This window comes from Arthrobacter sp. zg-Y919 (assembly GCF_030142045.1).
GTDB lineage: Bacteria > Actinomycetota > Actinomycetes > Actinomycetales > Micrococcaceae > Arthrobacter_B.
The window spans coordinates 91,621-118,572 of the sequence record NZ_CP126242.1; the positions used below are offsets into that span (position 1 = coordinate 91,621).

The window sequence follows — 26,952 nt, forward strand, 5'->3', positions numbered from 1 at the left end:
GAAGGCCGCCCGCTCCCGCCGGGGAAGGAAGTTCCGCGCGATAGGATCGACCAGTGACGGATTTCGATGATGAGCTACTGACCGCCGAAGCGGCGGCAGATTCCCCGGTGGACCAGCCCCGGATTGAACGGGCCGTCCGGGAGATCCTCCTGGCTATCGGGGAGGACCCGGACCGGGACGGATTGAAGGAAACCCCCAGCCGGGTGGCGAAGTCCTACACGGAAATCTTCGCGGGGCTGCACCAAAGCCCCTCCGACCTGCTGGCCACCACCTTTGACCTTGACCACGAGGAACTGGTCCTGGTCAAGGACATCGCCTTCTACTCCACCTGCGAACACCATCTGGTCCCGTTCCACGGCAGCGCGCATATCGGCTACATTCCCTCCCACGAGGGCAAGGTGACCGGTCTGTCCAAGCTGGCCCGGCTGGTGGAGGTCTACGCCCGCCGGCCCCAGGTGCAGGAACGGCTGACCACCCAGATCGTGGACGCCCTGATGACCAATCTGTCTCCCCGCGGTGCCATAGTGGTTATTGAATGCGAGCACCTGTGCATGTCGATGCGCGGGGTCCGGAAGCCGGGTGCCAGGACCGTAACCTCCGCGGTGCGCGGACAGCTGCGCGAGACCGCGACGCGCGCAGAAGCAATGAGCCTGATACTCGGACGATAGGACCACCATGGATTCACTCGCTGCCGCACCCGGCACCGGACCGGCAACTTCGCCGCTGCCCGTACTGCGGCCCGCACGCCGGGCCCGCACGTTCTCCGACCTTCCCACGGACCGCACGCTGGTTATGGGAATCCTCAATGTCACGCCCGATTCCTTCAGCGACGGCGGCCGCTTCGCCGACACCGACGCCGCCATCCGCGAGGGACTGAAGCTGCATTACGAAGGTGCAGACATTATCGACGTCGGCGGTGAGTCCACCCGGCCGGACTCGGTGCGGGTGTCCCCGGAGGAGGAGCAGGAACGGGTACTGCCCGTGATCGAAGCCCTGGTGAAGGCCGGCGCGCTGGTCAGCATCGACACGATGAATGCGGCCACCGCGGAGAAGGCCATCGCGGCAGGCGCCGCCATCATTAACGATGTGTCCGGGACCGAAACCGATCCGGACATGCCCGGGCTGGTTGCCCGCACGGGTGTCTTTTACATCCTGATGCACAGCCGCGGCGATGTCCGCAGCGACGACCCCAACGCCGACTATGGAGACGTTGTCGACGAGGTTGCCGGAGAGCTGGCGAAGATCCGTGAGCGGTTCTACGCCGCCGGCGTTGCCCCCGAGCAGATCATCGTGGATCCGGGGCTGGGGTTCTCCAAGAACGAAGGCCACAACTGGGAACTGCTGCGCGGCATCGACCGCCTCGGTGCACTGGGGCACCGCGTGCTCGTCGGCGCATCCCGAAAGCGTTTCCTGGGCTCCCTGCTCACCAGCTACGGAAAGGCGGCGCAGCCCCTGGAGCGTGACAACGCGACGGCCGCAGTGTCCGCGCTGGCGTCGTCGTCGGGCGTATGGGCGGTGCGTGTACACAACGTGCCGGCCAGCCTCGACGCCGTCAAGACCACCGCGGCCTGGAAGGGATAGGCGGATGTCCGGAATTTCCAGCCCGGCCTCCCCGCGGGACCGGATCACCCTGAGCGGCATTACCGCCACGGGCTTCCACGGCGTTTTCCCCGAGGAGCGGCGGGATGGGCAGCCCTTCGTGGTGGACCTGGTCCTGTTCACCGACCTGGGCCCCGCAGCAGCCACGGATGACCTGACACTGACGGCGCACTACGGCGAGGTGGCCGAGCGGGTAGTACAGGCCATCACGGGGGAGCCGCTGAACCTGATCGAGGCCCTCGCGGGCCGTATTGCCGACGCCGTCCTGGCCGGCTTCCCGGTGCTGACCGCAGTGGAGGTCACGGTACATAAGCCGAAGGCGCCGATCACCGTGGAATTCGGCGATGTTGCCGTCACCATCCACCGGGAGCGGGCATGAGTACCGTGCACGCCGTCCTGGCCCTCGGCAGCAACCTGGGTGAAAGCCGGGATACCCTCTCCACCGCCGTGGCCGACCTTGCGAACCACCCGCAGGTGCAGCTGAGCGCGGTTTCCCCCGTGGTCCGCACCCGGCCGGTGGGCGGTCCTGAGCAGCCGGACTACCTCAACCTCGTGGTTGCGGTGGAAACCGAGCTGGAACCGCATGCCCTGCTGGCCCACTGCCAGGCAGTCGAGGCCCAACACCACCGCGAACGCATTGTCCGCTGGGGTCCGCGCACCCTCGACGTCGACATCATCACCTACGGCGACCTGCACCTGGACGATGAGGACCTCACCATTCCGCACCCCCGTGCCGCGCAGCGGGCCTTCGTCCTGCAGCCCTGGGCCTGGATGGAACCGGACGCCCGGCTGGACTCGGTGCCCGTAGCCGAGCTGGCTGCCCGCGCCGAGGACCTTCCCGGACTCGAAATCTTCGAAGGAGAATGAGTTCGTGAGCACCATCCGCTACCGCTGGCTGGCCGTCATCTGCCTCGCCGCCGGCCTGGTCGGCTGGTCCGCTTACTCGATCCTGGACGGCTCCCCGGCACCAGTGCTGAGCTCCGTGGCGCTGGTGGCCATCATCCTGGTGACAGGCGCGACCCTGGTTCTCGGGCTCCGGGTGCGCCGCTGGCGCAACGGCCGGCGCGACCGCGAACTGGACCCGATAGCCGCCGCCCGGACAGTGGTGCTGGCGCAGGCCCTCGCTTATGCCGGTGCCCTGCTGCTGGGCTGGCATGCAGCGGTTTTCCTGGCACAGCTGCCCCTGTGGTCGCTGCGGCCGGGCCACGCAGCCACCTGGGCTTCGCTGACCGTCAGCATCGGCGGGATCCTGATGATTGCCACCGGACTGACCGTGGAGCGGTTCTGTAAGCTCCCACCTGAGGACAAGGACGGCACCGGACCCGTTCCCGGCTCGGGAGACGGAGGAGAATATGCCTAGCGAAGCAATCGATCCAGCTGCAGTGCAGTGGCAGCGCGTATCACCGAAGTACCTCCGCCTGCGGCTGCTGAGCTGGGGGATCGAAACCGTCATCACACTGCTGGTCACCGGATTGCCCCTGGTGCTCCGCCTGACCGGCATCTGGCCCGGATATCCGGCGTGGCTGGCCTGGGGCCTGCCGGTTTTCTTCGCAGTGCTCCTGTTGTGGCGCGGGCTCCTGCTTCCGCGGCAGGTCCGCTCCATTGGTTTCGCCGAACGCAACGAGGACCTGCTGCTCCGCCGCGGCCTCTTCTTCCAGCGCACCCTGGTGGTTCCCTACGGCCGGATGCAGTACATCGACGTGGCGGTCGGCCCGCTGGAACGGGCCTTCGGCCTGTGCACCCTGAAACTCCATACCGCCGCCCCCGGCACCAATGCCGGCATTGCCGGGCTGCCCGCGGATGAGGGTGCCCGCCTGCGGGAGCATCTCTCCGCACGCGGCGAAGCGCAGCTGGCCGGGCTGTGACTGCCGGCGCCGCTCCCGGTCCGGAGGGGGACCGGCATCCCACCGCAGCGGATCCGGCACAGCAGCCGGAGCCGGAGTGGAAACGGGTCCACCCGGTCTCGCCCCTGGTCCGCGGCTGGATAGCCCTGGCCGCCCTGGCCTACTTTGTCGGCCGCGACCAGGTGGAATCCGGGTTCTCCGACGGCGGTGTGCGCCTGCCCGAGGGCCCTGCGCTTGGCTGGACGCTGCTGGCCCTGGGGATTGCCCTGGTGGTTATTGCCGGCGCCTTCTTCCTATCCTGGTGGTTCACCCGCTACCAGCTCACCGCCGATTCCATCCGGGTGCATTCCGGAGTGGTGGTACGCCGCCAGCGGCAGGCACGGCTGGACCGCGTGCAGGCCATCGACATTGTCCAGCCCCTGCTCGCCCGCATTTTCGGGCTGGCGGAACTGCGCTTTGAAGTGGCCGACGCCGGCGAGTCAGCGGTGCGCCTGGCCTTCCTGCGGCTCCCGGACGCCCAGGCGCTGCGGACGCGGATCATGGCGGATGCTTCCGGCGCCAGGAACTCCCAGCCCGACGGCGGCGGTGGCGCCGGCGGAAAAGACACCGCCGGCAGCCTTACCGTTCCCGCGGAGCAGCAGGTGCTGGCACTGTCGCCGGGACGGGTACTTGCCGCTGCCCTGCTGTCCGGAACCACCGTCCTCCTGCTAATGGCCGTTGCAGGCGTCATCGTCCTGACCGCGGTCACGGGTGAAGCGGCATCCATCGCCGCCATGGTGCCCATTATTTTCGGCTTCGGCAGCGCCTATTGGGGGTTGTTCAGTTCCGGCTTCAACTTCCGGGCGGCCGTGTCACGCGAAGGCATCCGGATCCGCTCCGGCCTGCTCGACACCCGCACCTCCACCGTCCCGCCGGGCAGGATCCAGGCTCTCGCGATCCGGCAGTCACCGCTTTGGCGGATCCCCGGGTGGTACTCGATTTCCGTAAATGTTGCCGGTTACGGGGTCGGCAGCAGCAGCGAATCCACTGCCCGGACCCGGCTGCTGCCCGCAGGCACGGCCGAGGAGGTCCTCCGGATGCTGGCCCTGGTCCTTCCGGACCCCGGAACCGGGGACCCCGTGGGGGTTTTTGCCGCCGGTATGGACGGAACAGGGACGGCAGGGGGCTTCACTGTCTCGCCCCGCCGTGCCCGCTGGCGCTCCCCGCTCTCCTGGCGCCGGAACGGCTACCTGGTGACGGAGACCGCAGTCCTGGCCCGGCACGGTTACCTGTGGCGGTCCCTGGAGGTGGTTCCGCACAGCAGGACCCAGTCCCTCGCCCTCCAACAGGGCCCGGTACAGCGTCCGATGCGCCTGGCGAACCTGATCCTGCACTCCACGCCCGGACCGGTTTCTCCCCGGGTAGTGGAAATCGATGCGGACACCGCCCGGCGGCTCCTCGACGAACAGTCGCTGCGCGCCCGCACCGCCCGCCGCCGGGATCTTCCGGAACAGTGGCTGCGCGGGAGCGGCCCTTCCCTGGCCAAGGCCGCCCCGGTGGCGCCCCTCCCACCATCCCTCCCGCCACCCGTTTCTCCACCCCTCCCACCGTCCCTCCCGCCACCCGTTTCTCAACCCCTCCCACCGTCCCCAGTTACCCCTGCCCCCGTCTCCGAGGAGGAGCCTCCCCATGAACACCGCTGATTCCGCCAGTGTCGAAGAACGCCGGCGCCGCGGCCGCCTGGGTATCGGCGTGATCGGCGCGGGCCGGGTCGGTGCCGTCCTGGGGGCGGCCCTGCGTGCCGCCGAGCACGCCGTCGTCGGGGTGTCCGCGGTGTCCGACGCCAGCCGCGAACGCGCCGAAAACCTCCTTCCCGGCGTTCCGATCCTGGAAATACCGGACATCGTGGAGCGGTCCGAACTGGTCCTGCTCGCCGTGCCGGACGACGCCCTGGGCCCGCTGGTCTCCGGCCTGGCCAAGACCGGTGCCTGGCAGGCGGGCCAGCTCGTGGCGCATACATCCGGACGGTTCGGCACCGAGATCCTGGCCCCGGCCCGCGCCGCAGGTGCCATCCCCCTGGCCCTGCACCCGGCCATGACCTTCACCGGGATGAGCCTGGACCTGACCCGCCTGGCGGACTGCTCCTTCGGGATCAGTGCCCCGGCAGCCGTGCTGCCGATTGCCCAGGCGCTCGTGGTGGAGATGGGTGCCGAGCCGGTGGTCATCGATGAAGCGGACCGGGTGCTGTACCACGCGGCGCTGGCCCATGCGTCGAACCACCTGGTCACCCTCGCCGCCCAGTCCACGCAGCTGCTTGCGGGGCTCGGCGTCGAACACCCGGACCGGCTCCTGGGTCCGCTGATGCGTGCATCGCTGGAAAACGCCCTGGCCTCCGGCGAAGGCGCACTCACCGGTCCGGTGGCCCGCGGGGACGTCGGAACCGTTTCCGCGCACACCCAGGCACTTGCCGAGGCCGGCTCGGAAGACCTCCGCGCCGCCTACTCGGCTCTCTCCGCCGCCACGGCCGCCCGGGCCGTGGACCGGGGCCTGCTCACCGCCCAGCAGGGTGAAGCGATTCTGGCCGCACTCCGGCTGGACCCCGAAACACCCTAAAACACCCTGACAACCGCAAAACACATACCAAAGGACAGTGTTGAACACCCCCCGCCTCGTCACCACAGCCGCCGAACTGCGTTCCGCCACGGCGGAGCTGCTTCAGCAAGCGGCTGCCGCCAACCCTTCCCGCCTTCCCTCGCTCGCGCTGGTTCCCACCATGGGCGCCCTGCACGAGGGCCACGCCTCCCTGATGGGTGCGGCGCGGGCGGAGAACGACGTCGTCACCGCCTCGGTGTTCGTCAACCCCCTCCAGTTCGACGACCCCGCCGACCTGCAGCGTTACCCCCGCACCCTCGACGCGGACCTGGAACTCCTGGGCCGGGCGGGTGTGGACCTGGTCTTCGCCCCCTCCGAGGCTGAGATGTACCCCGGCGGCGCGCCGCTGGTGCGGCTGAGCGCGGGCACCATGGGCACCCGCTGGGAGGGAGCTTCCCGCCCGGGACACTTCGACGGGGTGCTCACCGTCGTAGCCAAGCTCTTCCACCTCGCCGCACCCCCGGTACCGGCACGCTTCCGGGCCTACTTCGGACAAAAGGATGCCCAGCAGCTGGCCCTCATCCGCCGCATGGCCGCGGACCTCAACTTCGCCGTGGAGGTCACCGGCGTGCCGATCGTCCGTGCCGCGGATGGTCTCGCCGAATCGAGCCGGAACCGCTTCCTCGACGACGGCCAGCGGCAGGCTGCACTCGTGCTGTCCAGGGCGCTGACCCTGCTGAAGGAACGCGCGGCTGCGGGCGGGCCGCTGGACCTGGCGTCCGCCGTCGAACTGGTCGCGCAGCAGCCCGGGGTGGAGCTGGACTACTTCGCGGTCGTGGACCCGCAGACCCTCGAACCGGTCCGAGCGGCTGCCGATGAACCGCTGACCGGGACCGCGCTGGCTCTGCTGGCCGCGCGGGTGGGTCCGGTCCGCCTGATCGACAACGCACTCCTGCCCTAGCAGGAGGCTCCGAACCGTACCCGGCAGGGAGGTACGGAGCACAGGAACGGGGAGCGGCGCTTTGCTCTGTAAACTTAACTACCGTGACCACATCTAACCCCGTTCCCGAAGCCGCAGACACCTCCGAACAGATGCGCATCCGTGCCGAGAAGCGTGCGCGGCTGATTGACCGCGGGGATGAGGCCTACCCGGTGGGGGTGGAACGCACCGCCTCGCTGAAGGAAGTACGCGAAAAGTTCGGCCACCTGCAGGCCGACGAAGCCAGCGGCGAGACCGTGGGCGTCACCGGCCGCGTGGTGTTCATCCGCAACACCGGCAAGCTCTGCTTCGCCACCCTGCAGGAGGGTGACGGAACCCGGCTGCAGGCCATGCTCAGCCTCGCCGTCGTCGGCGAGGAATCCCTTGGGGACTGGAAGTCCCTGGTGGATCTGGGTGACATTGTCTTCATCCGCGGCGAGGTCATTTCCTCGCGCCGCGGCGAGCTCTCCGTGATGGCGCAGTCGTGGTCCATGGCGTCCAAGGCCCTGCGGCCGCTGCCGGTGCTGCATGCCGGGCTGAGCGAGGAAACCCGTGTCCGCCAGCGCTACGTTGACCTGATGGTGCGCGAGGAAGCGCGCGACATGGTCTACAAGCGTGCGGCGATTGTCCGGGGTGTCCGCGACACCCTGCACAACCACGGCTACGTCGAGGTGGAAACACCCATGCTGCAGCTGGTCCACGGCGGAGCCGCGGCCCGTCCGTTCGAGACCCACCTGAACGCATTCGACCAGAAGATGACCCTGCGCATCGCCACCGAGCTGTACCTCAAGCGCGCCGTGGTGGGTGGAATTGAGCGGGTGTTCGAGATCGGGCGCATTTTCCGCAACGAGGGCGTGGACTCCACGCACTCCCCGGAATTCACCACGCTCGAATGCTACGAGGCCTACGCGGACCAGTTCGTGATGGCGGAGCGGATGAAGGAGATCATCCTGCACTGCGCCGACCTCATGGGCAGCCGGCAGATCGAAACGCCTGCCGGAACCATCGACCTCGACGGCGAATGGCGCTGGCTGAGCGTGTACCCCGGGCTTTCCGAGGCCGTCGGCACGGAAATCACCCCGGATACCGAAGCATCAGTGCTGCGGGAAATCGCCGCGGCGCACGACGTCTCGGTGGACCCCAAATGGGATGCGGAAAAGCTGGTTATTGAACTGTTCGGCGAAATCGTGGAACCGCACCTGCTGCAGCCGACGTTCGTGTACGACTACCCGCCCTCGGCGCAGCCGCTGGCCCGGCCGAACCGCAATGATCCCCGCCTGATCGAGGCCTGGGACCTGATTATCGGCGGCATGGAACGCGGCACGGCGTTCTCCGAACTTATCGACCCGGTGATCCAGCGTGAACGCCTCACCGAGCAGTCACGCCTGGCGGCAGGCGGCGATGATGAGGCCATGGCCCTGGATGAGGACTTCCTCCGGGCACTCGAGTACGGGGCTCCCCCCATGGGCGGTATTGGCCTGGGAATTGAGCGCCTTGTGATGCTTTTCACGAATACAGGAATCAGGGAAACAATTCTGTTCCCCCTCCTAAAGCCGGAAATGGGTTAACCATGGAATATGTCGAAGTTCTTCTGCCCTCAGTTTGTGTTGCAGCTCTCTTTTATTTCGTCATGAGGGCCCTGCTTAACTCGGATCGTTCCGAACGGAAGGCGCTTGCGGAGGCTGAACGGGAAGCTGACCAGAGTGTAGCCCATGAAACTTTGAAGAAACCGGGTGAAGTAGACAATAAATAGCCAAGTGCTTTGACGGGGCTTAACTAATTGCGTCATACTCTAAGTGGTCTCATAATTAGTCTTCCCATTTTTAGCTGCTTAGGAGCCTGTCATGGCACAAAAGGTAAAAATCATTCTCGTGGACGACGTCGACGGCGGAAGTGCGGATGAGACCGTACGGTTTGCCTTGGACGGGTCACAGTACGAGATTGATCTGTCAAAGGACAATGCGAAAACTCTGCGCGATGCGCTGAAGCCCTATGTTGATGCCGGCCGCAAGGTTGGGGGCCGCACCGGACGCCCGCGCAGCGCCGGCTCGGCGCGCAGCAACGAAGCAGCACAGATCCGTGAATGGGCCCGCAAGAACGGCTACACGGTTTCCGAGCGCGGCCGCGTCAACAGCGAGATCATCGACGCCTACCGCGCCGCACAGGGCTAGGCCTCGCGCCCGGGTCTTCCGCCCGGGTCTCACGCCCATGGCGAACAAGCTCCTATTGCACCCCTGGGGCACGTAGCATCGAATTACGCGTTAGCTAGGAGTGTGCCTCATGTTTGAAAGATTTACCGACCGTGCCCGTCGCGTTGTCGTGCTTGCCCAAGAAGAGGCCCGCATGCTCAACCACAACTACATCGGCACCGAGCATATTCTGCTTGGGCTCATTCATGAGGGTGAAGGTGTCGCTGCCAAGGCCCTTGAATCCCTGGGCATCTCGCTTGGTGCTGTCCGTGAGCAGGTACAGGAGATCATCGGTCAGGGCCAGCAGGCCCCGACCGGTCACATCCCCTTCACCCCGCGGGCCAAGAAGGTGCTGGAGCTCTCGCTCCGTGAAGCCCTGCAGCTCGGCCACAACTACATCGGCACCGAACACATCCTGCTCGGCCTGATCCGTGAAGGTGAAGGCGTTGCCGCTCAGGTGCTGGTCAAGCTTGGTGCCGACCTGAACCGGGTCCGCCAGCAGGTCATCCAGCTGCTTTCCGGCTACCAGGGCAAGGAGCCTGTCTCCACCGGTGGCCAGCAGCAGGAAGGCCAGCCCGCCGGATCGGTGGTGCTGGACCAGTTCGGCCGCAACCTCACACAGGCCGCGCGCGAATCCAAGCTCGACCCCGTCATTGGGCGCGAGCACGAAATGGAACGCGTGATGCAGGTGCTTTCACGCCGGACCAAGAACAACCCCGTCCTGATCGGCGAACCCGGCGTCGGCAAGACCGCCGTCGTCGAGGGCCTGGCCCAGGCAATTGTGCGCGGTGACGTGCCCGAGACGCTCAAGGATAAGCAGCTTTACACCCTTGACCTCGGTTCGCTGGTTGCCGGATCCCGCTACCGCGGTGACTTTGAGGAACGCCTGAAGAAGGTCCTCAAGGAAATCCGCACCCGCGGCGACATCATCCTGTTCATTGACGAGATCCACACCCTGGTTGGTGCGGGTGCCGCCGAAGGTGCCATCGATGCCGCGTCGATCCTGAAGCCGATGCTGGCCCGGGGCGAGCTGCAGACCATTGGTGCCACCACGCTGGATGAGTACCGCAAGCACATTGAGAAGGATGCCGCTCTGGAACGCCGCTTCCAGCCGATCCAGGTGGCCGAGCCTTCGGTTGCGCATGCCATCGAGATCCTCAAGGGCCTTCGGGACCGCTACGAAGCGCACCACCGGGTATCCATCACCGACGCTGCCCTCGCCTCTGCCGCAACGCTGGCCGAGCGGTACATCAGTGACCGGTTCCTGCCGGACAAGGCCATCGACCTGATCGACGAAGCCGGTGCCCGCCTGCGCATCCGCCGGATGACTGCTCCGCCCGAGCTGAAGGAAATCGACGAGCGGATCTCGGCCCTGAAGATGGAGAAGGAGTCCGCAATTGACTCCCAGGACTTCGAAGGTGCCGCTTCCCTGCGCGACAAGGAGCAGAAGCTCCAGGACCAGCGCGCGGAGAAGGAACGCCAGTGGAAGTCCGGCGGCCTGGATGACATTGCCGAGGTGGATGAGGAACTCATCGCCGAGGTGCTTGCCAACTCCACCGGCATCCCCGTGGTCAAGCTGAACGAGGAAGAGTCCACCCGCCTGCTGCGGATGGAAGACGAACTGCACAAGCGCGTCATCGGCCAGGACCAGGCCATCAAGTCCATCTCGCAGGCCATGCGCCGTACGCGGGCCGGACTGAAGGATCCCAAGCGTCCCGGCGGTTCCTTCATCTTCGCCGGACCCACCGGTGTCGGTAAGACGGAACTGGCCAAGGCCCTTGCGGAGTTCCTGTTCGGTGACGAGGATGCCCTCATCACGCTGGACATGTCCGAGTACGCCGAGAAGCACACTGTTTCACGGCTGTTCGGTGCTCCTCCCGGATACGTGGGTTACGAAGAAGGTGGGCAGCTGACCGAAAAGGTACGCCGCCGTCCGTTCTCCGTGGTCCTGTTCGACGAAGTGGAGAAGGCCCACTCGGACCTCTTCAACTCGCTGCTGCAGATCCTCGAAGACGGCCGCCTGACCGACGCCCAGGGCCGGATGGTGGACTTCAAGAACACCATCATCATCATGACGACCAACCTGGGAACCCGGGACATCTCCAAGGGCGTTATGACCGGTTTCCAGTCCGGCACGGACACCAAGACCGGTTACGACCGGATGCGGGCACGGGTTACGGAAGAACTGAAGCAGCACTTCCGCCCCGAGTTCCTCAACCGTGTTGATGACACCGTGGTCTTCCCGCAGCTGACCCAGGACGAGATTGTCCAGATTGTGGACCTCTTCCTGAACCGGCTGAGCCAGCGCCTGGCCGAGAAGGGCATGACCATCGAGCTCACCCCGGCTGCCAAGGTGCTGCTGGCAACCCGCGGCTACGATCCCGCCATGGGTGCCCGGCCGCTGCGCCGGACCATCCAGCGCGAAATCGAGGACCAGCTTTCCGAGAAGATCCTCTTCGGCGAACTGAAGCCGGGAGAAGTCATCTCGGTGGACGTCGAGGGTGAAGGCGACGAAGCGAAGTTCACGTTCGTGGGCAGCGGTGTTCCGAAGGCCATTGAGGAAGCCGCCTCGGCCATCGAAGCCGGCGTGCGGGACTAACCACCGCACAGCAGTACCAGCGCACAGCACAACCAGTACAGCTAAAGGACCCGGCGGGCACACAGCCCGCCGGGTCCTTTGCCATTAAGAAGCATTGCCCCAGCCGGTTACAGGCACCGTTTGCGCGCCGCCGCACCGGCGGTCCTAGACTGGGCCGGTGACTTCCGTACCCACCATCACCATCCGGCGCGCCCGGACTTCCGATGTTCCCGCCATCCGCGCCCTGGTGGCGCCCCTGGCCGATGAACGGGTCCTGGTGGCCAAGGAAGCGGTTGCCTACTACGAGGCGCTGCAGGAATTCCGCGTTGCGGAGGACGGGGATGGACGGGTTGTCGGCTGCGGCGCCCTGCACGTGATGTGGGAAGACCTCGCCGAGGTGCGCACCCTGGCCGCCGATCCCGCCCTGCGCGGCTGCGGAATAGGCCACCGGTTGCTGGAACAGCTGCTCGCCGACGCCGTGGACATCGGCGTCAAGAGGGTGTTCTGCCTGACGTTCGAGGTGGAGTTCTTCCAGCGGCACGGTTTCGTGGTTATGGCCAACCAGTCAGCGGTGGATCCCGAGGTCTATTCCGAGCTGCTGCGCTCCTCCGATGAGGGCGTGGCCGAGTTCCTGGACCTCGCCCGGGTGAAGCCGAACACGCTCGGAAACACGCGGATGATCCGGACTTTCTAGCCCGGCGCGGCACTGAGGGGGTGTTCGCAGACAGAGGAACCGGCAGGTCCCTGCTGGCCTTTTGCCTGCAGCGCTGGCTAAGCTCAGGGTACTTAGCATCATCAACGGTCCCGGCCGGAGCGCGGTATCCAGCAGCTGTAAATCACGGCGGTTGGGAACGGCAGCAGTTGGAAACAGCGGCTGCTTCGCGGCAAGGACGGGCCACGATCAGAAAGCGGGTTCAGTAATGGGCGCAGATGACAAGATGCAGAACAAGGCCGAAAACCTGGGCGGCAAGGTCAAGGAAGGCGTTGGCAAGGCCACCGGCAACGAGCGCATGGAGGCCGAAGGCCACGGCGACCAGGCCAAGTCGAGCCTGAAGGATGCCGGCGAGAACGTCAAGGACGCTTTCAAGGGCAAGTAGGGTTTTACCGGAAGCGGGAGGGGTTCGCCCCTCCCGCTTTTTTTATGCCCGTTTTCCCTGCCTGGCGGTTGCCGTGCGGTGACGTGCCGGGCACCCTGTTGCACTTCCCCCGGCACGCGTAGGGTCGGATGGTGAGAGGGAGCCACAACGTGCGACGGGAGGCTCCGGAGGCCGTTCGCTAAGGAGCCCGCGCCATGAAGAAACTCATCAACAACCCGCGCTCGGTGGTGGCCGAGTCGCTCGAAGGATTCGGGCTGGCCCACCACGACCTGGTCCAGATCCATCTGGATCCGGATTACGTCCTGCGGCGGGACGTCCCCGTCGAGGGGAAGGTCGGGCTGGTTTCGGGCGGCGGCAGTGGGCATGAGCCGCTGCACAGCGGCTATGTCGGACGCGGCATGCTCACCGCCGCCGTTCCCGGTCCCGTCTTCACCTCGCCCACGCCGGACCAGATCCTTCCCGCCATCGTGAAAAGCGACTCGGGCTCCGGGGTCCTCCTGGTGGTCAAGAACTACACCGGCGACGTCCTGAATTTTGAGACCGCCGCTGAACTGGCCGGCGTCGAAGGCATCGACATCCGCACGGTAGTGGTGAACGACGACGTCGCGGTGGAGGACTCGCTCTACACGGCCGGCCGGCGCGGGGTTGCCGGTACCGTGCTGCTGGAGCGGATCGCCGGCGGCTCCGCGGACCGCGGGGACGACCTGGCCAAGGTTGCGGAGATCGCCGAACGGGTGAACGCCAACGTCCGGTCCATGGGTGTGGCCCTGGCGCCGTGCACGGTTCCGCACGCGGGGGAGCCGAGTTTCACACTTGCCGACGACGAAATCGAAATGGGTGTGGGTATCCACGGCGAACCCGGCAGGCACCGGGTGCCCATGACCAACGCCGATTCGATTACGGACCAGCTTATGGATCCGGTGCTCAGCGATCTGGGTGTGGCTTCCGGCGACCGGGTGCTGCTTTTCGTTAACGGGATGGGCGGCACGCCACTGAGTGAGTTGTACATTGTCTACCGCCGGGCAGCCCAGATCCTTGAAGGCCGCGGTGCCCGGGTGGAACGGTCCCTGGTGGGCAATTACATCACCGCACTGGAGATGGAGGGGGCGTCGGTTACGGTCCTGAGGCTGGACGATGAACTTACGGACCTGTGGGACTCGCCGGTACTCACCCCGGCCCTGCGGTGGGGGGTATAGGCATGGAACTGGATGCAGCCTGGGCGGACCGGTGGATGCGGCAAAGCGCCGCCGCCCTGAGTGAAAACCGGCAGCGGCTGACCACCCTGGACCGGGAAATCGGCGACGCCGACCATGGGGAAAACATGGAACGCGGCTTTAGTGCCGTTGTGGAGAAACTCGACGCCGACGGCGTGCCCCAAACTCCCGGCGAGGTCTTCAAGACCGTCGCCATGACCCTCATGTCCAAGGTGGGCGGCGCGGCCGGGCCGCTGTACGGGACGGCGTTCCTGCGGGCATCCACGGGAGCGGGCAGCGCTGCGGTGCTCGGTCCGGCCGAGCTGGTGGCGGTCCTGACGTCCGCACGGGATGGAATTGCGGCCCGCGGCAAGGCCGAACCCGGAGACAAGACCATGATCGACGCTTGGACGCCTGCCGTTGATGCAGCGGTCACGGCACAGGCAGCCGGTTCGGGTCCGGTGGAGATCCTGACGGCCGCAGCAAACGCCGCCGAGGCCGGCCTGGCAGGCACGGAACCGCTCATCGCCCGCAAGGGCAGGGCCAGCTACCTGGGGGAGCGCAGCGCCGGGCACCTGGATCCCGGAGCCGCGTCCACGGCACTGATCCTGGACGCGGCGGTTTCAGCAGCGGAGGCAGCAGCGTGAGCGTAGGCCTGGTGGTTGTCTCGCACAGCCGGAAACTGGCGGAGGGGGTCGGCGAGCTGGCGGAACAAATGGCGGCCGATGTGCACATCGCTGCCGCCGGCGGGACCGACGACGACGGCATCGGCACCAGCCTGGAAAAGATCATGGCCGGTATTGCCGCGGCGGACTCCGGTGACGGTGCCGTCCTGCTGACCGACCTTGGATCCGCCGTGATGACGGCGGAATCGGCGCTGGAGTTCCTCGAACCGGAGCAGCAGCAGCGGGTCCGGATGGCGGATGCGCCGTTAGTGGAAGGAACTGTGGCGGCAGCGGTCGCTGCACAGACCGGCAGGGATGTGGCCGACGTCGTAGCGGCTGCGGAGTCCGCCGGTGCGTCCTACGCGCCGGCTCCTGAGGCAGTCCCCGGCACCACCGGGCAGGAGGCGGACGGCGGGCCGGCCGGACCAGCAGACGGCGGCGAAACGGCAAGCGGTTCATGGACACTGATCAACCCGATGGGCCTGCACGCGCGTCCGGCCGCTGTGGTGGCACAACTGCTGGCGGACCTGGATGCCGAGATCACCATCAACGGTGTGGATGGAAAATCCGTCATGATGCTTATGACCCTGGGGCTGGGTCCGGGGGAGACACTTAATGCCACCGCCACCGGCCCCGATGCGGCGCGGGCAATGGAGCTGCTCGGTACACAGGTGCGGAACGGCTTCGGGGAAATCTAGGCCCCCTCCCATCAAAGTTTCCGGTCAAAGCGGAAGCGATACTCCACGGGCATCTTCCGCCGCGAGCCGGTCGGCCAGCAGCCCGGCCAGCGCGCGTTCCATTTGTTCCTGCGGTGCCTGCAGCCGGTGAAGCGCACCGAGGGGATCCAGTTCCACCGCCGCCCGTGGCGGTTCCAGGTCCACGGGCGGGTGCAGGAGCAGTTCCCGGCGGACCGGGCCGTCCGCGGAACGCAGCACCGCCATCAGAGCCCCGCGGACCTGCCGGTCCGTCCCGGCCCACGCCTGTCCCTTGGCGGTGTAGTGCGGCTCCGGTCTGCCCGCTGCAACCCAGGCGCAGCGGTCCAGGACCGGACACTCTGCACAACGGGGGCTGCGGGCAGTGCACACCAGGGCGCCAAGTTCCATGACCGAAGCATTCCAGGCCACGGAATCTTCGCTCTCCGCAGGCAGCAGGGACGCGGCCAGCCGCATCTCCGCAGCGGTCAGGGAAGGCGACGGCAGGGCGTGGCCGGTCACGGCCCTGGCCTGCACCCGGCGGATATTCGTGTCCACCACGGTTTCACGCCGACCGAAGGCAAACGCAGCCACGGCGGCAGCGGTGTAGTCACCCACGCCAGGCAGGCGCAGCAGTTCCGGGTAGGTGGACGGGACTTCCCCGCCGAATTCCTCCACTATGGCCTTCGCAGCCGCGTGCAGCCGCAGCGCACGGCGCGGATACCCGAGTCTTCCCCAGGCCCGGACCGCTTCCCCGCTGGGCTCCGAGGCGAGCCCGGCCGGCGTCGGCCACCGCTGCAGCCACTGTTCCCACACGGGAAGGACGCGCACCACAGGTGTCTGCTGGAGCATGATTTCGCTGACCAGCACGCCCCAGGGGGTGCGTTCCGCGTCCCGCCAAGGCAGCTCGCGGGCGTTCCCGGCGAACCACTGCGTGATGCGGCGGTGCAGTTCTTCCGCCTGCGGTTCCATGCTGCGCTCCCTTGCCTATGACCAGCAATACTCTACTAACCGGCGTGGTGCGCCCCGTAATCGAGGTGCCAATCCCTAGCCTTGAACCATGGATGGGATGGGAACACAGCAGCTGGCCGAAGAGCGTTCCGGTCCCCGGCGTCCGAGCCCCGGCGTTTACCGCCGGCGCCGGCTGGTTGCCGGTGTCCTTGCCGTGCTGCTCCTCGTGGGACTGGGTTTCGCCGTTGCAGGTGTGGTGGGTGCTTTGACCCCGGAGAAGCAGGCCGGCCCTGCCCCCGTTCCGGCCCCTACCCTCAGCGCGCCGCCGGACACCCCCGCAGCCCCCGAGCCGAAGGCTTCCGAAACCCCTAAACCGGAGGAAACCGCCAAGCCGGCGTCCGCCTGCCCGAACGAATCGGTGTCGGTGGCAGCAGTCACTGATGCGCCGGTCTATCCAGCCGGAGCGGCTCCGGTCCTGACCCTCACCGTCACCAACACGGGAGAATCGGCCTGCGAAATCAACGTCGGCACGTCCCAGATGGAATTCTCCGTCACCAGCGGCTCGGACCGCATCTTCTCCTCACTGGATTGCCAGGACGGCGGCGAGGACTTCCTCAAGAAGGTGGAGCCCGGCGCGTCGGAGACGGCAAACTTCACGTGGGAACGCAACCGGTCGGCGCCGGGCTGTGCGGCGGTGGCGTCAAACCCCAACCCCGGCACCTACGCGTTCACTGCCAGGCTTGGTGAAACGACCAGCGAAACGGCCGTCTTCCAGCTGGAGTAGCCTACATAAACCGGTCGAGGAGGCTGGTTTCAGCGATACGGGACAGGCCTTCACGCACGGTGCGGGCACGTTGTTCGCCGATGCCGTCCACCGTCATCAGGTCGTCGATATTCGCTGCCATGAGGTTCTGCAGGCCGCCGAAGTAATCCACCAGCCGGTTGGAGACGGCCGGCGGAACGGACTTGATGTTGCTCAGCAGCCGGTAGCCGCGCGGCTGGACCACAGCTTCCAGCGAGTCCTGGCCGGGCTGGAAACCGACCACCGAGGCGATCTTGCCCAGGTCCACCATCTCGGATGAACTCATGTTCTGCAGCGTGGCGATCTGCTCTTCGATCTTCCGCTTTCCGTCATTCAGGTCGGCGTAGTCACGCAGGATCATTTCGCTGCCCGGCCCGAGCCCGGTGGTGAGTTCCTCCAGCTGGAGCGAAAGCAGGCGGCCGTCCACACCAAGTTCGAGGACGTACTGCGAAATTTCCTCGGAGATCCGGCGGACCATTTCCTGGCGCTGCAGCGTGACCGCCACGTCGCGGACCGTCACCATCGCTTCGATTTCCAGCGCGGAGAGGGAATTCGTGACCTGGTCCAGCCGGGACCGGTACCGTTCGAGGGTTGCCAGCGCCTGGTTGGCACGCGCCAGCACCGGCTCGGAACCTTCGAGGACGTGGCGGAGCCCGCCTACGTAGAGCTGGATGATCCGCATGGACTGGCTGACCGAGATGACCGGGAAACCCGTCTGGATGGCCACCCGTTCGGCGGTCCGGTGCCGGGTGCCCGATTCGTGCGTTTCAATGGTGTGGTCGGGAACCAGCTGCACCGCTGCCCGCAGGATGTTGCTGGCGTCGCGGTCGCAGACGATGGCGCCGTCCATCTTTGCCAGTTCCCGCAGCCGGGTCGGGGAGAAGTCAATGCCGATGTCGAACCCGCCGGAACAGATGGCATCCACTGCCCGGTCAAAGCCGAGGACAATCAGGGCGCCGGTGCGGCCGCGCAGGATGCGCTCGAGCCCGTCACGGAGTTCGGTCCCGGGTGCGACCCGCGCCAGGGTGGCTTTCAGGGCATCTTCGGGGCTGCGGGCCATGGTCACTTCCTTCCGGCCAGTAGGCCTGGATGATCTGGGCTAAGGCTTGCCCGTCCCTATACTAGTGGGAGATTCCCGGTACCCTTTCCCGCCGGTGAACCACGGCACGTCCCCTGCCTTCGGCGCCCGCGCTCGGAAGCAGTCCTAGAAGAGCAGCTCCAGGGCCTCGGCGAGGGTGGAGACTTCCCGGACCTTGAAACCAGCGGGGATATTTCCCGTTCCGTTGGGGGAGGCCGGTACCACGGCGTGGGTAAAGCCCAGCCGTTCAGCCTCGTTTATGCGCCGGGCGATGCCGGGCACCGGACGTACTTCCCCGGCCAGTCCCACCTCCCCGAAGGCAATCAGTTGGGCGGGCAGCGGCTTGTTCATCTTCGCCGACGCCACGGCCAGCGCCACGGCCAGGTCCGTGGCCGGCTCCCCCAGCTTCACCCCGCCCACCGTGGAGACATAGCTGTCATCCTTGGCCAGGCTCATGGAGGCGCGCTGCTGCAGCACGGCGAGCAGCATGGCCACCCGGGAGGCGTCAACGCCGCTGGTGGCACGCCGGGCCTGCGCGTTGCCCGTCTCCGCGACCAGCGACTGCACCTCGGCCACCAGGGGGCGCTTGCCTTCGAGGGTGACGGTGATGCAGGTGCCCGAGACGGGATCCTTGGTCCGGGAAACGAATAGCCCGCTGGGATCGGCGAGGCCCTCAATGCCGTCTTCGGTCAGGTCGAAGCAGCCCACCTCGTCCGTGGGTCCGTAGCGGTTCTTGACCGCGCGGAGCAGCCGCAGCCGGGAATGCCGGTCGCCGTCGAACTGGCAGACCACGTCCACCAGGTGTTCGAGCAGCCGGGGGCCGGCAATGGAGCCGTCCTTGGTGACATGCCCAACCAGCAGGGTGGTCATGTTCCGGGTCTTGGCAGCATTGATCAGGGACGCCGCCACCTCCCGCACCTGGCTGACCCCGCCGGCGCTGCCGTCCACGGCCGGGCTGCTCAGCGTCTGCACCGAGTCGACAATCAGCAGGCCGGGGGAGACCTGTTCCACCTGCCCCAGGGCCTGCCCCAGGTCGGTTTCCGCGCTGAGATAGAGGTTCTCGGAGACCGCACCGATGCGCTCGGCCCGCAGTTTCACCTGCGCCGTGGATTCCTCACCGGTGACATAGAGGACGTCGCGGCCGGCTCCGGCCACCCGCGCGGCGACGTCGAGGAGCAGGGTGGACTTGCCGACGCCGGGTTCCCCCGCGAGCAGGATCACCGCTCCGGGGACGAGGCCGCCGCCCAGGACGCGGTCCAGTTCACCCACCCCGGTGGGCTGGTAGGCGGCGGTGGTGGCATCCACCTCGCCGATCCTCAGTGCCGGGCGGGCCACGACCGCGGCGGCGGTGGTGCGGGCAATGACTTCCCCGGATTCCTCCACCGTGCCCCAGGCCTGGCATTCACCGCAGCGTCCCACCCATTTGGCCGTTGTCCAGCCGCATTCGGAGCAGCGGAAGTTGGCGGTCTTGGGCCGTGCAGTCTTTGTTGCCATGGAAACAGGCTATCCCGCGGCACCGACACTTCTTTTCGGGGCCAGTCCGGGCCCTCAGACCTCCGAGAGGTAGGTGACTGCCTCTTCGTGGGTAAGTCCGGTGGATTCCAGCAGATCCACCACCAGGGGGCGGAACAGCATAACCAGCGCGTCCCCCTGCAGGTCGGTGATGCCCAGGGACTTTGGATGCAGCCGGGTTCCCACCCGGGCCAGTTCGCTGCGGGCCTGGCGCAGATGCCGCCTGCGGGTGTCCGCTCCTTCCCCGCCGCCCAGTGCGCGGGCCAGGACATCCACGGCGTCGGCGGTCTCGTTCAGCACCTCCGACACATTCTCGATGGCTTCGTCGCCCAGGGACGCATGGTTGATGACCGACGTCGTCCGGCGGGCGAAGACCCGGCTGTTGCGCACGGCCAGGTCCAGGAAACCGATGGAGCCGCGCAGGTCCCCCAGTTCCGCCAGGTACCGCCGGTAAGCGGGGGAAATCCGGGCGACCTCCCGGGCGTCACGGACGCTGCGGGCCAGGGTGTCCAACTGGGGCTGGGTATTCCTCGCCCGGACCAGGGCATGCCAGGCAATGGTGGAATCGCTCTTGGCAATGGCCTCGGAACACTGGCGCAGCACGGCGGAGAGTTCATGCAGGATTTCGCGGATATTGGACTTGGGCTCCCGGCGCGGATCCCGCGGTGCCAGCATGGTGACCACCAGGGCGAAAACTCCGCCGACTATGGCATCCACGCTGCGGGTGAAGACACCGCCGTCAGGTGCCGGCAGGAGCACAACCAGCAGGGACTGCAGCCCCAGCTGAGTAGTGAAGATAACGCCCCGGTCCAGGAAGCGTGCCAGCATCACCGAGACAAAGAGGACGACGGCGGCCTGGGCCAGGCCGTTGCCCAGCAGGGTGAGCAGGATTTCGCCGATGGTGATGCCCAGCGTGCAGCCGATCCCGACCTCGAGCACCCGGCGGGTCCGCGGTTCACGGGAGAATCCGAGTGAAATCAGGGCGGCGGTTGCTGCGAACAGCGGGCCCTGGTGTCCCAGGACATATTCGGCAAATGCGTAGGCCCCGACCGCGCAGACAGTCATCTGCAGTGCCGGCACCACCGAGTTTCGGCTGCGCTGAAGCCCCACGCGGGCCCGGTTCAGCAGGAACCCCCGGCTTTTGGCGAAGGAGCTGCGTTGGGGCATAAAACCAGTCTAGGGGGAGCTGGAGCCAACCTGTAACCGGCGTTACATCCGGTAGTGGCAGATGTTCCCCGGCCGACCGGCGCACGTTAACTTTCCGTTTACCTTGCTTCGCCACTCTGGGACAGGAACGTTTGGACGTTCCCTGTGCTCGACTGCTTTTCCTGACTCAGCTTCCCGGCGCACCCTGTGCCGAAAGAACCCCTCGAAAGGGACACGATAGTGAAGGTTTTGAACCGCGCTGTATCCGTGCTTTCAGTTTCACTTGTTGCCGCACTCAGCCTGGCCGCCTGCGGCACGGACAGCGCTGCACCCTCCGCGGCCCCGAGCGAGGGGAGCGCGGAAAGCTCAGTCACGGGCACGCTCTCCGGTGCCGGTGCCTCCTCCCAGGACGCGGCCATGCAGGCCTGGATCGCGGGCTTCGGCGCAGCCAATCCGCAGGCATCCGTCCAATATTCACCGGACGGCTCGGGCGCCGGCAGGGAAGCGCTGCTGGCCGGCGGTGTCCAGTTCGCCGGGTCCGACGCCTACCTTGACGACGAAGAAACCGCTGCGGCCGCGGAGGTCTGCGGTCCCGACGGCGCCATCCACGTTCCCGTCTACATTTCCCCGATCGCCATTGCCTTCAACCTTCCGGGCATCACGGAGCTGAACCTCGACGCAGACACCATCGCGGCGATCTTCCGCGGCGAGGTCACTACCTGGAACGATCCGGCCATCGCCGCGCAGAACAAGGGCGTGGAACTGCCTGCCACCGCCATCACGGCGGTACACCGCGGCGACGAATCCGGCACCACCAAGAACTTCACTGAATACCTGGCCGAAGCGGCTCCCGAAAAGTGGACGGATAAGGCAACAGGTGAATGGCCGGCCGAGCTTCCGAACGGTGAAAGCGCCTCCGGCACCGGCGGCGTCATTTCCACGGTGACCTCCACCGAGGGCGGCATCACCTATGCCGACGCCTCGGCCGCCGGTTCCCTGGGCAAGGTCAGCGTCAAGGTGGGCGAAAGCTACGTACCGTTCAGCGCCGACGCCGCCGCACTCGCCGTCGAATCCTCCACCCCGGTCACCGGGGAAGGCCGTCCCGAAGCGGATATGGCCATGGACCTGGACCGCGACACGGCGGAATCCGGTGCCTACCCCGTGGTGCTGGTGAGCTACCACGTGTTCTGCACCAGCTACGAGGACCAGCAGGCCGTGGACCTGGTACGCGCGTTCGGTGCCTACGTCGTCAGCGAAGAGGGCCAGGCTGCCGCGTCCGACGCCGCGGGCAGCGCGCCGCTCTCGGACGCCCTGCGCGGCAAGGCGGAATCCGCGCTGGAAACCATCAAGGTCCGTTCCTAACGTGCCCATCCTGCCCTCTCCCACCTCCGTGCGGGGAGGGCAGAGGCACCACCGGGGCCGGGGTCCCTACACTGATAAAAGAGTCTGCACGCAACGCATTTCGAAGGGTTGAGCAGTGTCCAGCAAGTCCATAACCGGAGAAAGCGGCACCGGCCGCGCCGGAGACAAGATTTTCTCCGGCATAGCGGTGACAGCCGGGTGCCTGATTCTCTTCGTACTGTTCTGCGTGGCCGTGTTCCTGATGTGGCAGGCGCTGCCTACCTTCATGGCCGATCCGGCGGAGATTTCCGGCGGCGGGTTTGGACAGTACATCCTGCCCCTGGTCATCGGGACGGTCATTGCCGCCCTCATCGCGCTGCTCATCGCAACCCCGGTGGGCATCGGCGTCGCCCTGTTCATTTCGCACTACGCCCCGCGCCGGCTGGCACAGGGACTGGGATACCTCGTGGACCTGCTCGCCGCCATCCCGTCGGTGGTCTACGGGGCCTGGGGAATGACGGTGCTGGCCCCGGCCCTGGTGGGGCCGTATAACTGGCTGGCCGAAAACGCCGGATGGATTCCGCTGTTTGCCGGTCCGGCCAGCCAGACCGGCAAAACCATGCTCACGGCCGGCATTGTGCTCTCCGTCATGGTGCTGCCGATCATTACCTCGCTGACACGGGAAATCTTCCTGCAGACGCCCAAGCTGCACGAGGAAGCGGCGCTCGCAATGGGCGCCACCCGTTGGGAAATGATCCGGATGGCCGTCTTCCCGTTCGCGCGTCCCGGCGTCATCAGCGCGGTCATGCTGGGACTGGGCCGCGCATTGGGTGAAACCATGGCGGTGGCACTGGTGCTTTCCTCCGGCGGGCTGATCGCCAGCCTGATCCGGCCGGGCAACCAGACCATAGCCGCCGAGATTGCCCTGAACTTCCCTGAAGCGTTTGGGCTCCGGCTCTCGGAGCTGATCGCGGCAGGGCTCGTGCTGTTCCTGATCACCCTGGCGGTCAACGTGGTTGCCCGCTGGATTATCAGCCGTCACAAAGAATTCTCGGGAGCCAACTGATGCTCGATACATCCCCCGTCCTGAACCGTCCCGGCTCCCTGCTGACGAAGAACAGGCTGCCGCGCTACACGCCCTGGATCGTGCTGGCTGCGGCCTTGGTCCTGGGTGCGGCCCTGTCCGCCCTCCTCGGTTTCTCCGTTACATCCTTCGCCATCTTCACCGCCGTGCTTTTCGTCATCGGCGGCACGGCGGCCACCTGGGTGGTGGAGGGCAGGCGGCATGCAGTGGACCGCCTCGCCACAAACCTGGTCTGCGGTGCGTTCCTGTTGGCGCTGCTGCCCCTGGTATCGGTGATCTTTACCGTCCTGGCCCGCGGCCTGCCCGGCCTCAACCCGGACTTCCTGCTGACCTCCATGGGCGGAATGACCGGGGCCGTGGACAACGCCACTGTTGAAAACGGGACAGCGGTGCTCGGCGGCGCCTACCACGGCATTGTCGGCACCCTGCTGATCACATTCTGGGCCACGGTCATTTCCGTGCCGGTGGGCCTGCTGGCTGCCGTGTACCTGGTGGAATACAGCCGCGGCGGAACGCTTTCGCGGGCCATCACGTTCTTCGTGGACGTTATGACCGGCATCCCTTCGATCGTGGCCGGCCTGTTCGCCGCCGCGTTCTTCGGGCTGGTTTTCGGACCCGGCACGCGGACGGGCTTTGTTGCCGCTGTAGCCCTCTCCGTACTGATGATCCCGGTGGTGGTCCGGTCCACCGAGGAAATGCTGAAGATTGTGCCCAACGAGCTCCGGGAGGCGTCCTACGCCCTGGGTGTGAGGAAATGGCGGACCATCCTGAAAGTAGTGGTCCCCACCGCTATTTCCGGCATTGCCTCCGGCGTCACCCTGGCCATAGCCCGCGTGATCGGCGAGACCGCCCCGCTGCTGGTCACGGCCGGCTTCGTGAACACCATCAACTTCAACGCCTTCGCGGGCTGGATGAGCACGCTGCCCACGTTTATCTACCGGCAGCTGATGAGTCCCACCTCACCGACCAACACCGATCCCAGTACCCAGCGGGCCTGGGCGGCCGCCCTGATCCTGATCATCATGGTGATGCTGCTGAACCTTGGCGCACGCCTGATCGCCCGGATCTTCGCCCCCAGGACCTCCCGCTAGCCCGTCTTCGATCCACCGAGAAGGAAATCATGTCCAAGCGCATCGACGTCAAAGACCTCAACGTCTACTACGGCAGTTTCCTGGCCGTCCAGGACGTCAACATCAACATTGAACCCCGCTCCGTGACTGCCTTCATCGGCCCCTCGGGCTGCGGCAAGTCCACCTTCCTGCGTACCCTCAACCGGATGCACGAAGTCCTTCCCGGGGCCCGTGTGGAAGGCGAAGTGCTGCTGGACGGCGAGAACCTGTACGGCCCCGGCGTCGACCCGGTAACCGTGCGCAGCCACGTCGGCATGGTTTTCCAGCGGCCCAACCCGTTCCCCACCATGTCCATCCGGGACAATGTGCTGGCAGGCGTGAAGCTGAACAACAAGCGGATTTCCAAATCCGACGCGGATGCCCTGGTGGAAAAATCCCTCACCGGAGCCAACCTCTGGAAGGAGGTCCGGGACCGGCTGGACAAGCCCGGTTCCGGTCTTTCCGGCGGGCAGCAGCAGCGTTTGTGCATAGCCCGCGCCATCGCCGTGTCCCCGGAGGTGATCCTGATGGACGAGCCCTGTTCCGCCCTGGATCCCATTTCCACCCTGGCCATCGAGGACCTCATCGAGGAACTGAAGAGTGAGTACACGGTGGTGATCGTGACGCACAACATGCAGCAGGCGGCACGGGTGTCGGACAAGACTGCGTTCTTCAACATTGCCGGAACCGGCAAGCCCGGCCGGCTCATCGAATACGCGGACACTCCGGTCATCTTCAGCAACCCCGCGGAGCAGGCCACGGAGGACTACGTCTCCGGGCGTTTCGGGTAAACGCCGGCTATAGGAGTGGACTGAGGGCCAGCAGCAGGATTCCGCCGAGCACCGCCGTCACCGGTGCCGTGACCAGCCAGGTAACGAGGATTTCCCGCAGCGGGATCAGGCGGACGGTGGAGAAGCGCTGGTTGGTGCCGGCGCCCACGATGGCGGAGGTCATGGTCTGGGTACTTGAGAGCGGGATGTGCAGCCAGAGGGCGCCGAGGAAGAGCATGGTGGAACTGACCGCCTGGGCACTCATGCCCCGCAGCGGGTCCATCCGCACCAGCCGGTAGCCCAGGGTGTGGGTGATCCGCCAGCCGCCGAAGAGCGTGCCGGCGGCCAGGGCAAACGCTGCGAACAGCTGGACCCAGAGCGGGATCTCCGTTTCCACCGCCTGTCCGGCGGCCAACAGGGCCAGCACCACAACAGCCATGGTCCGCTGCCCGTCCTGGATGCCGTGTCCAAGGGAGAAGGCCGAGGTGAAGACGGACTGCGCTATCCGGTTTCCCGCATCGCCGCGGCGCGGGGAGCTGTAACGCATCAGCCAGGTGGCGGGGAAAACCAGCAGGTACGCCAGCGCAAAGGCAATTGCGGGCGAGAGCAGCAACGGCAGGGCCAGCTGCTCCCAGATCAACCGGTTGGACTCGGCGATGTTCTGCCCGCCCACCAGGGTGGAGGCCGCTCCGGAACCCACAATCCCGCCCACCAGTGCATGCGTGGAAGAGGACGGCATCCGCCGCCACCAGGTCCATACGCCCCAGCCGCAGGCCGCCAGCAATCCGGCAACCAGGATGCCCAGCCCCTCGGGGCCGGCCGGCAGGTCCACGAACCGCACGGTCAGGGCGACGGCCAGGGCGGTACTGACCAGGGCACCCAGAAGGTTGAACGCAGCGGCGAGGATGATCGCCACCGTGGGGGTCAGGGCCCGGGTGCGCACCGACGTCGCCACCGAGTTGGAGGCGTCGTGGAAGCCGTTGACGAAGGCATAGGCTCCGGCGAGCAGGACGACGCCGGCCAGCAGGAAAGCGGTCACCCTAGGATTCCCGGACGAGGATGCCGCCGACGAAGGTCGCTGCACGGCGAAGCTGGGCCGTGGCGCCGGAAAGCTGATCGGCCAGGTCCCGGTGCCTGGCGTAGGCCAGCGGCTTGTACTCGCGCATCAGTTCCGCCACCCAGATCCGGCGGGAGCGCTCCGCACGCCGGGCCAGCCGGAGCATTTCAATCCAGTACTCCTCCAGGTCCTCCAGCGAGGCAAGCCGGCGCATGGCGGAGGCCGTCAGTTCCGCCTGCCGGCCAATGACTTCCAGTTGCTCGGAAGCGCGGCGGGATACGCCGGTGAGCTTGTAGAGGGAAATAGTCTCCGCGGAGGCGTCCAGGCATTCCATTGCGGACATCAGGACCAGCGACAGTTCGTACAGGTCTTCCCGGGGCAGCGGGTTGATGAAGCTGGTCCGCATCTGCGTCATCAAGGCAAAATGCAGGTCCGTGGTTTCCGCATCGATCTGATGCAGCTGCTCGGTAAGCCGGTCGAATTCCTCCGGGCCTGCTCCGAGTATCTCGGCCAGAACACCGGTGCCGCGCAGCAGCTGCGACGCCATCCGGGAGAGCAGTTCAAGGCCCGCATTCTCTTGGGGAAACAGCTGAAGTTTCACGCCGTGCACATCATGCCGGCCGGAGGGGAGGTTCTCACAGGCCCAAGATTATCTGATCGCGGCGCCGGTTCAGCGAGCGGCAGGCCAAACCCGC

Annotated in this window: 28 protein-coding genes; 22 read left to right on the forward strand and 6 right to left on the reverse strand. The window is 66.5% G+C overall.

Annotated elements, in window-relative coordinates:
* Positions 1-53: 53 nt before the first annotated feature.
* From folE to dhaM, 17 genes are all read left to right on the forward strand, one after another.
* Complete coding sequence (gene folE, locus QNO10_RS00440) at positions 54-668, forward strand: GTP cyclohydrolase I FolE (protein ID WP_229945696.1); 615 nt, start codon at positions 54-56, stop codon at positions 666-668.
* 7 nt (positions 669-675) lie between these two features.
* Complete coding sequence (gene folP, locus QNO10_RS00445) at positions 676-1,581, forward strand: dihydropteroate synthase (protein ID WP_229945692.1); 906 nt, start codon at positions 676-678, stop codon at positions 1,579-1,581.
* A 4-nt stretch (positions 1,582-1,585) separates the two neighbouring features.
* Entirely contained in the window at positions 1,586-1,978 is a 393-nt protein-coding gene (gene folB / locus QNO10_RS00450; RefSeq protein WP_229945689.1) for a dihydroneopterin aldolase, read from the forward strand.
* Entirely contained in the window at positions 1,975-2,466 is a 492-nt protein-coding gene (folK, locus tag QNO10_RS00455; RefSeq protein WP_229945686.1) for a 2-amino-4-hydroxy-6-hydroxymethyldihydropteridine diphosphokinase, read from the forward strand. Before folB ends, folK begins: the two co-directional genes overlap by 4 nt.
* Positions 2,467-2,470: 4 nt before the next feature.
* Positions 2,471-2,959, forward strand: a complete 489-nt coding sequence (locus QNO10_RS00460; protein WP_229945684.1) for a DUF3180 domain-containing protein — start codon at positions 2,471-2,473, stop codon at positions 2,957-2,959.
* The gene (locus QNO10_RS00465) at positions 2,952-3,464 is read left to right on the forward strand and encodes a PH domain-containing protein (RefSeq protein ID WP_229945683.1); all 513 of its coding nucleotides are present in this window, start codon (positions 2,952-2,954) and stop codon (positions 3,462-3,464) included. Before QNO10_RS00460 ends, QNO10_RS00465 begins: the two co-directional genes overlap by 8 nt.
* Positions 3,461-5,125: a PH domain-containing protein gene (locus tag QNO10_RS00470; protein WP_229945679.1), complete on the forward strand. Its 1,665-nt coding sequence runs from the start codon at positions 3,461-3,463 to the stop codon at positions 5,123-5,125. The genes QNO10_RS00465 and QNO10_RS00470 overlap by 4 nt, the downstream gene beginning before the upstream one ends.
* Positions 5,112-6,035, forward strand: coding sequence for a Rossmann-like and DUF2520 domain-containing protein (locus QNO10_RS00475; protein ID WP_229945676.1), 924 nt, complete (start codon positions 5,112-5,114; stop codon positions 6,033-6,035). Before QNO10_RS00470 ends, QNO10_RS00475 begins: the two co-directional genes overlap by 14 nt.
* A gap of 40 nt (positions 6,036-6,075) precedes the next feature.
* Entirely contained in the window at positions 6,076-6,975 is a 900-nt protein-coding gene (gene panC, locus QNO10_RS00480) for a pantoate--beta-alanine ligase (protein ID WP_231707281.1), read from the forward strand.
* 131 nt (positions 6,976-7,106) lie between these two features.
* On the forward strand, positions 7,107-8,561 hold the full coding sequence (gene lysS / locus QNO10_RS00485; protein WP_229946616.1) for a lysine--tRNA ligase: 1,455 nt from the start codon (positions 7,107-7,109) through the stop codon (positions 8,559-8,561).
* A 276-nt stretch (positions 8,562-8,837) separates the two neighbouring features.
* Positions 8,838-9,164 carry a histone-like nucleoid-structuring protein Lsr2 gene (locus QNO10_RS00495; protein WP_229945668.1) on the forward strand — a complete coding sequence of 109 codons (327 nt, stop codon included), beginning with the start codon at positions 8,838-8,840 and terminating at the stop codon, positions 9,162-9,164.
* Between the two features lie 109 nt (positions 9,165-9,273).
* The gene (locus QNO10_RS00500; RefSeq protein WP_229945662.1) at positions 9,274-11,781 is read left to right on the forward strand and encodes an ATP-dependent Clp protease ATP-binding subunit; all 2,508 of its coding nucleotides are present in this window, start codon (positions 9,274-9,276) and stop codon (positions 11,779-11,781) included.
* Between the two features lie 157 nt (positions 11,782-11,938).
* The gene (locus QNO10_RS00505) at positions 11,939-12,454 is read left to right on the forward strand and encodes an amino-acid N-acetyltransferase (protein ID WP_229945661.1); all 516 of its coding nucleotides are present in this window, start codon (positions 11,939-11,941) and stop codon (positions 12,452-12,454) included.
* 226 nt (positions 12,455-12,680) lie between these two features.
* A complete protein-coding gene (locus QNO10_RS00510; protein WP_227920630.1) occupies positions 12,681-12,857 on the forward strand; it encodes a CsbD family protein in 177 nt (58 codons plus the stop codon).
* Between the two features lie 194 nt (positions 12,858-13,051).
* Positions 13,052-14,053 (forward strand): dihydroxyacetone kinase subunit DhaK, encoded by a 1,002-nt coding sequence (dhaK, locus tag QNO10_RS00515; RefSeq protein WP_229945660.1) that lies wholly within the window; start codon positions 13,052-13,054, stop codon positions 14,051-14,053.
* 2 nt (positions 14,054-14,055) lie between these two features.
* Positions 14,056-14,697: a dihydroxyacetone kinase subunit DhaL gene (dhaL, locus tag QNO10_RS00520; RefSeq protein ID WP_229945659.1), complete on the forward strand. Its 642-nt coding sequence runs from the start codon at positions 14,056-14,058 to the stop codon at positions 14,695-14,697.
* Complete coding sequence (gene dhaM, locus QNO10_RS00525) at positions 14,694-15,413, forward strand: dihydroxyacetone kinase phosphoryl donor subunit DhaM (protein ID WP_229945657.1); 720 nt, start codon at positions 14,694-14,696, stop codon at positions 15,411-15,413. The genes dhaL and dhaM overlap by 4 nt, the downstream gene beginning before the upstream one ends.
* 24 nt (positions 15,414-15,437) lie before the next feature.
* Here the strand turns inward: dhaM and QNO10_RS00530 are convergent, their stop codons facing one another.
* Positions 15,438-16,379: an iron-sulfur binding domain-containing protein gene (locus QNO10_RS00530; protein WP_229945654.1), complete on the reverse strand. Its 942-nt coding sequence runs from the start codon at positions 16,377-16,379 to the stop codon at positions 15,438-15,440.
* An 88-nt stretch (positions 16,380-16,467) separates the two neighbouring features.
* Here QNO10_RS00530 and QNO10_RS00535 point away from each other — a divergent pair, with 88 nt between their 5' ends.
* Positions 16,468-17,142, forward strand: coding sequence for a hypothetical protein (locus QNO10_RS00535; RefSeq protein WP_229945652.1), 675 nt, complete (start codon positions 16,468-16,470; stop codon positions 17,140-17,142).
* Between the two features lies 1 nt (position 17,143).
* Here QNO10_RS00535 and disA read toward each other — a convergent pair whose 3' ends face one another.
* The 3 genes from disA to QNO10_RS00550 all read right to left on the reverse strand — a co-directional run bounded on the left by disA (position 17,144) and on the right by QNO10_RS00550 (position 20,917).
* Positions 17,144-18,220, reverse strand: coding sequence for a DNA integrity scanning diadenylate cyclase DisA (disA, locus tag QNO10_RS00540; RefSeq protein ID WP_229945650.1), 1,077 nt, complete (start codon positions 18,218-18,220; stop codon positions 17,144-17,146).
* A gap of 144 nt (positions 18,221-18,364) precedes the next feature.
* Positions 18,365-19,732: a DNA repair protein RadA gene (radA, locus tag QNO10_RS00545; RefSeq protein WP_229945647.1), complete on the reverse strand. Its 1,368-nt coding sequence runs from the start codon at positions 19,730-19,732 to the stop codon at positions 18,365-18,367.
* 54 nt (positions 19,733-19,786) lie between these two features.
* Entirely contained in the window at positions 19,787-20,917 is a 1,131-nt protein-coding gene (locus QNO10_RS00550) for an FUSC family protein (protein ID WP_229945645.1), read from the reverse strand.
* A gap of 219 nt (positions 20,918-21,136) precedes the next feature.
* Between QNO10_RS00550 and pstS the strand changes: the two genes are divergently transcribed.
* The 4 genes from pstS to pstB all read left to right on the forward strand — a co-directional run bounded on the left by pstS (position 21,137) and on the right by pstB (position 25,221).
* Positions 21,137-22,258 carry a phosphate ABC transporter substrate-binding protein PstS gene (gene pstS / locus QNO10_RS00555; RefSeq protein WP_229945644.1) on the forward strand — a complete coding sequence of 374 codons (1,122 nt, stop codon included), beginning with the start codon at positions 21,137-21,139 and terminating at the stop codon, positions 22,256-22,258.
* A gap of 115 nt (positions 22,259-22,373) precedes the next feature.
* Positions 22,374-23,303 (forward strand): phosphate ABC transporter permease subunit PstC, encoded by a 930-nt coding sequence (gene pstC, locus QNO10_RS00560; RefSeq protein ID WP_229945642.1) that lies wholly within the window; start codon positions 22,374-22,376, stop codon positions 23,301-23,303.
* Complete coding sequence (gene pstA, locus QNO10_RS00565) at positions 23,303-24,412, forward strand: phosphate ABC transporter permease PstA (protein WP_229945640.1); 1,110 nt, start codon at positions 23,303-23,305, stop codon at positions 24,410-24,412. The genes pstC and pstA overlap by 1 nt, the downstream gene beginning before the upstream one ends.
* Positions 24,413-24,441: 29 nt before the next feature.
* The gene (pstB, locus tag QNO10_RS00570) at positions 24,442-25,221 is read left to right on the forward strand and encodes a phosphate ABC transporter ATP-binding protein PstB (RefSeq protein WP_229945638.1); all 780 of its coding nucleotides are present in this window, start codon (positions 24,442-24,444) and stop codon (positions 25,219-25,221) included.
* A gap of 7 nt (positions 25,222-25,228) precedes the next feature.
* Here the strand turns inward: pstB and QNO10_RS00575 are convergent, their stop codons facing one another.
* The gene (locus QNO10_RS00575) at positions 25,229-26,239 is read right to left on the reverse strand and encodes an inorganic phosphate transporter (RefSeq protein ID WP_229945635.1); all 1,011 of its coding nucleotides are present in this window, start codon (positions 26,237-26,239) and stop codon (positions 25,229-25,231) included.
* Between the two features lies 1 nt (position 26,240).
* On the reverse strand, positions 26,241-26,858 hold the full coding sequence (locus QNO10_RS00580) for a DUF47 domain-containing protein (protein ID WP_229945633.1): 618 nt from the start codon (positions 26,856-26,858) through the stop codon (positions 26,241-26,243).
* Positions 26,859-26,952 lie beyond the last annotated feature (94 nt).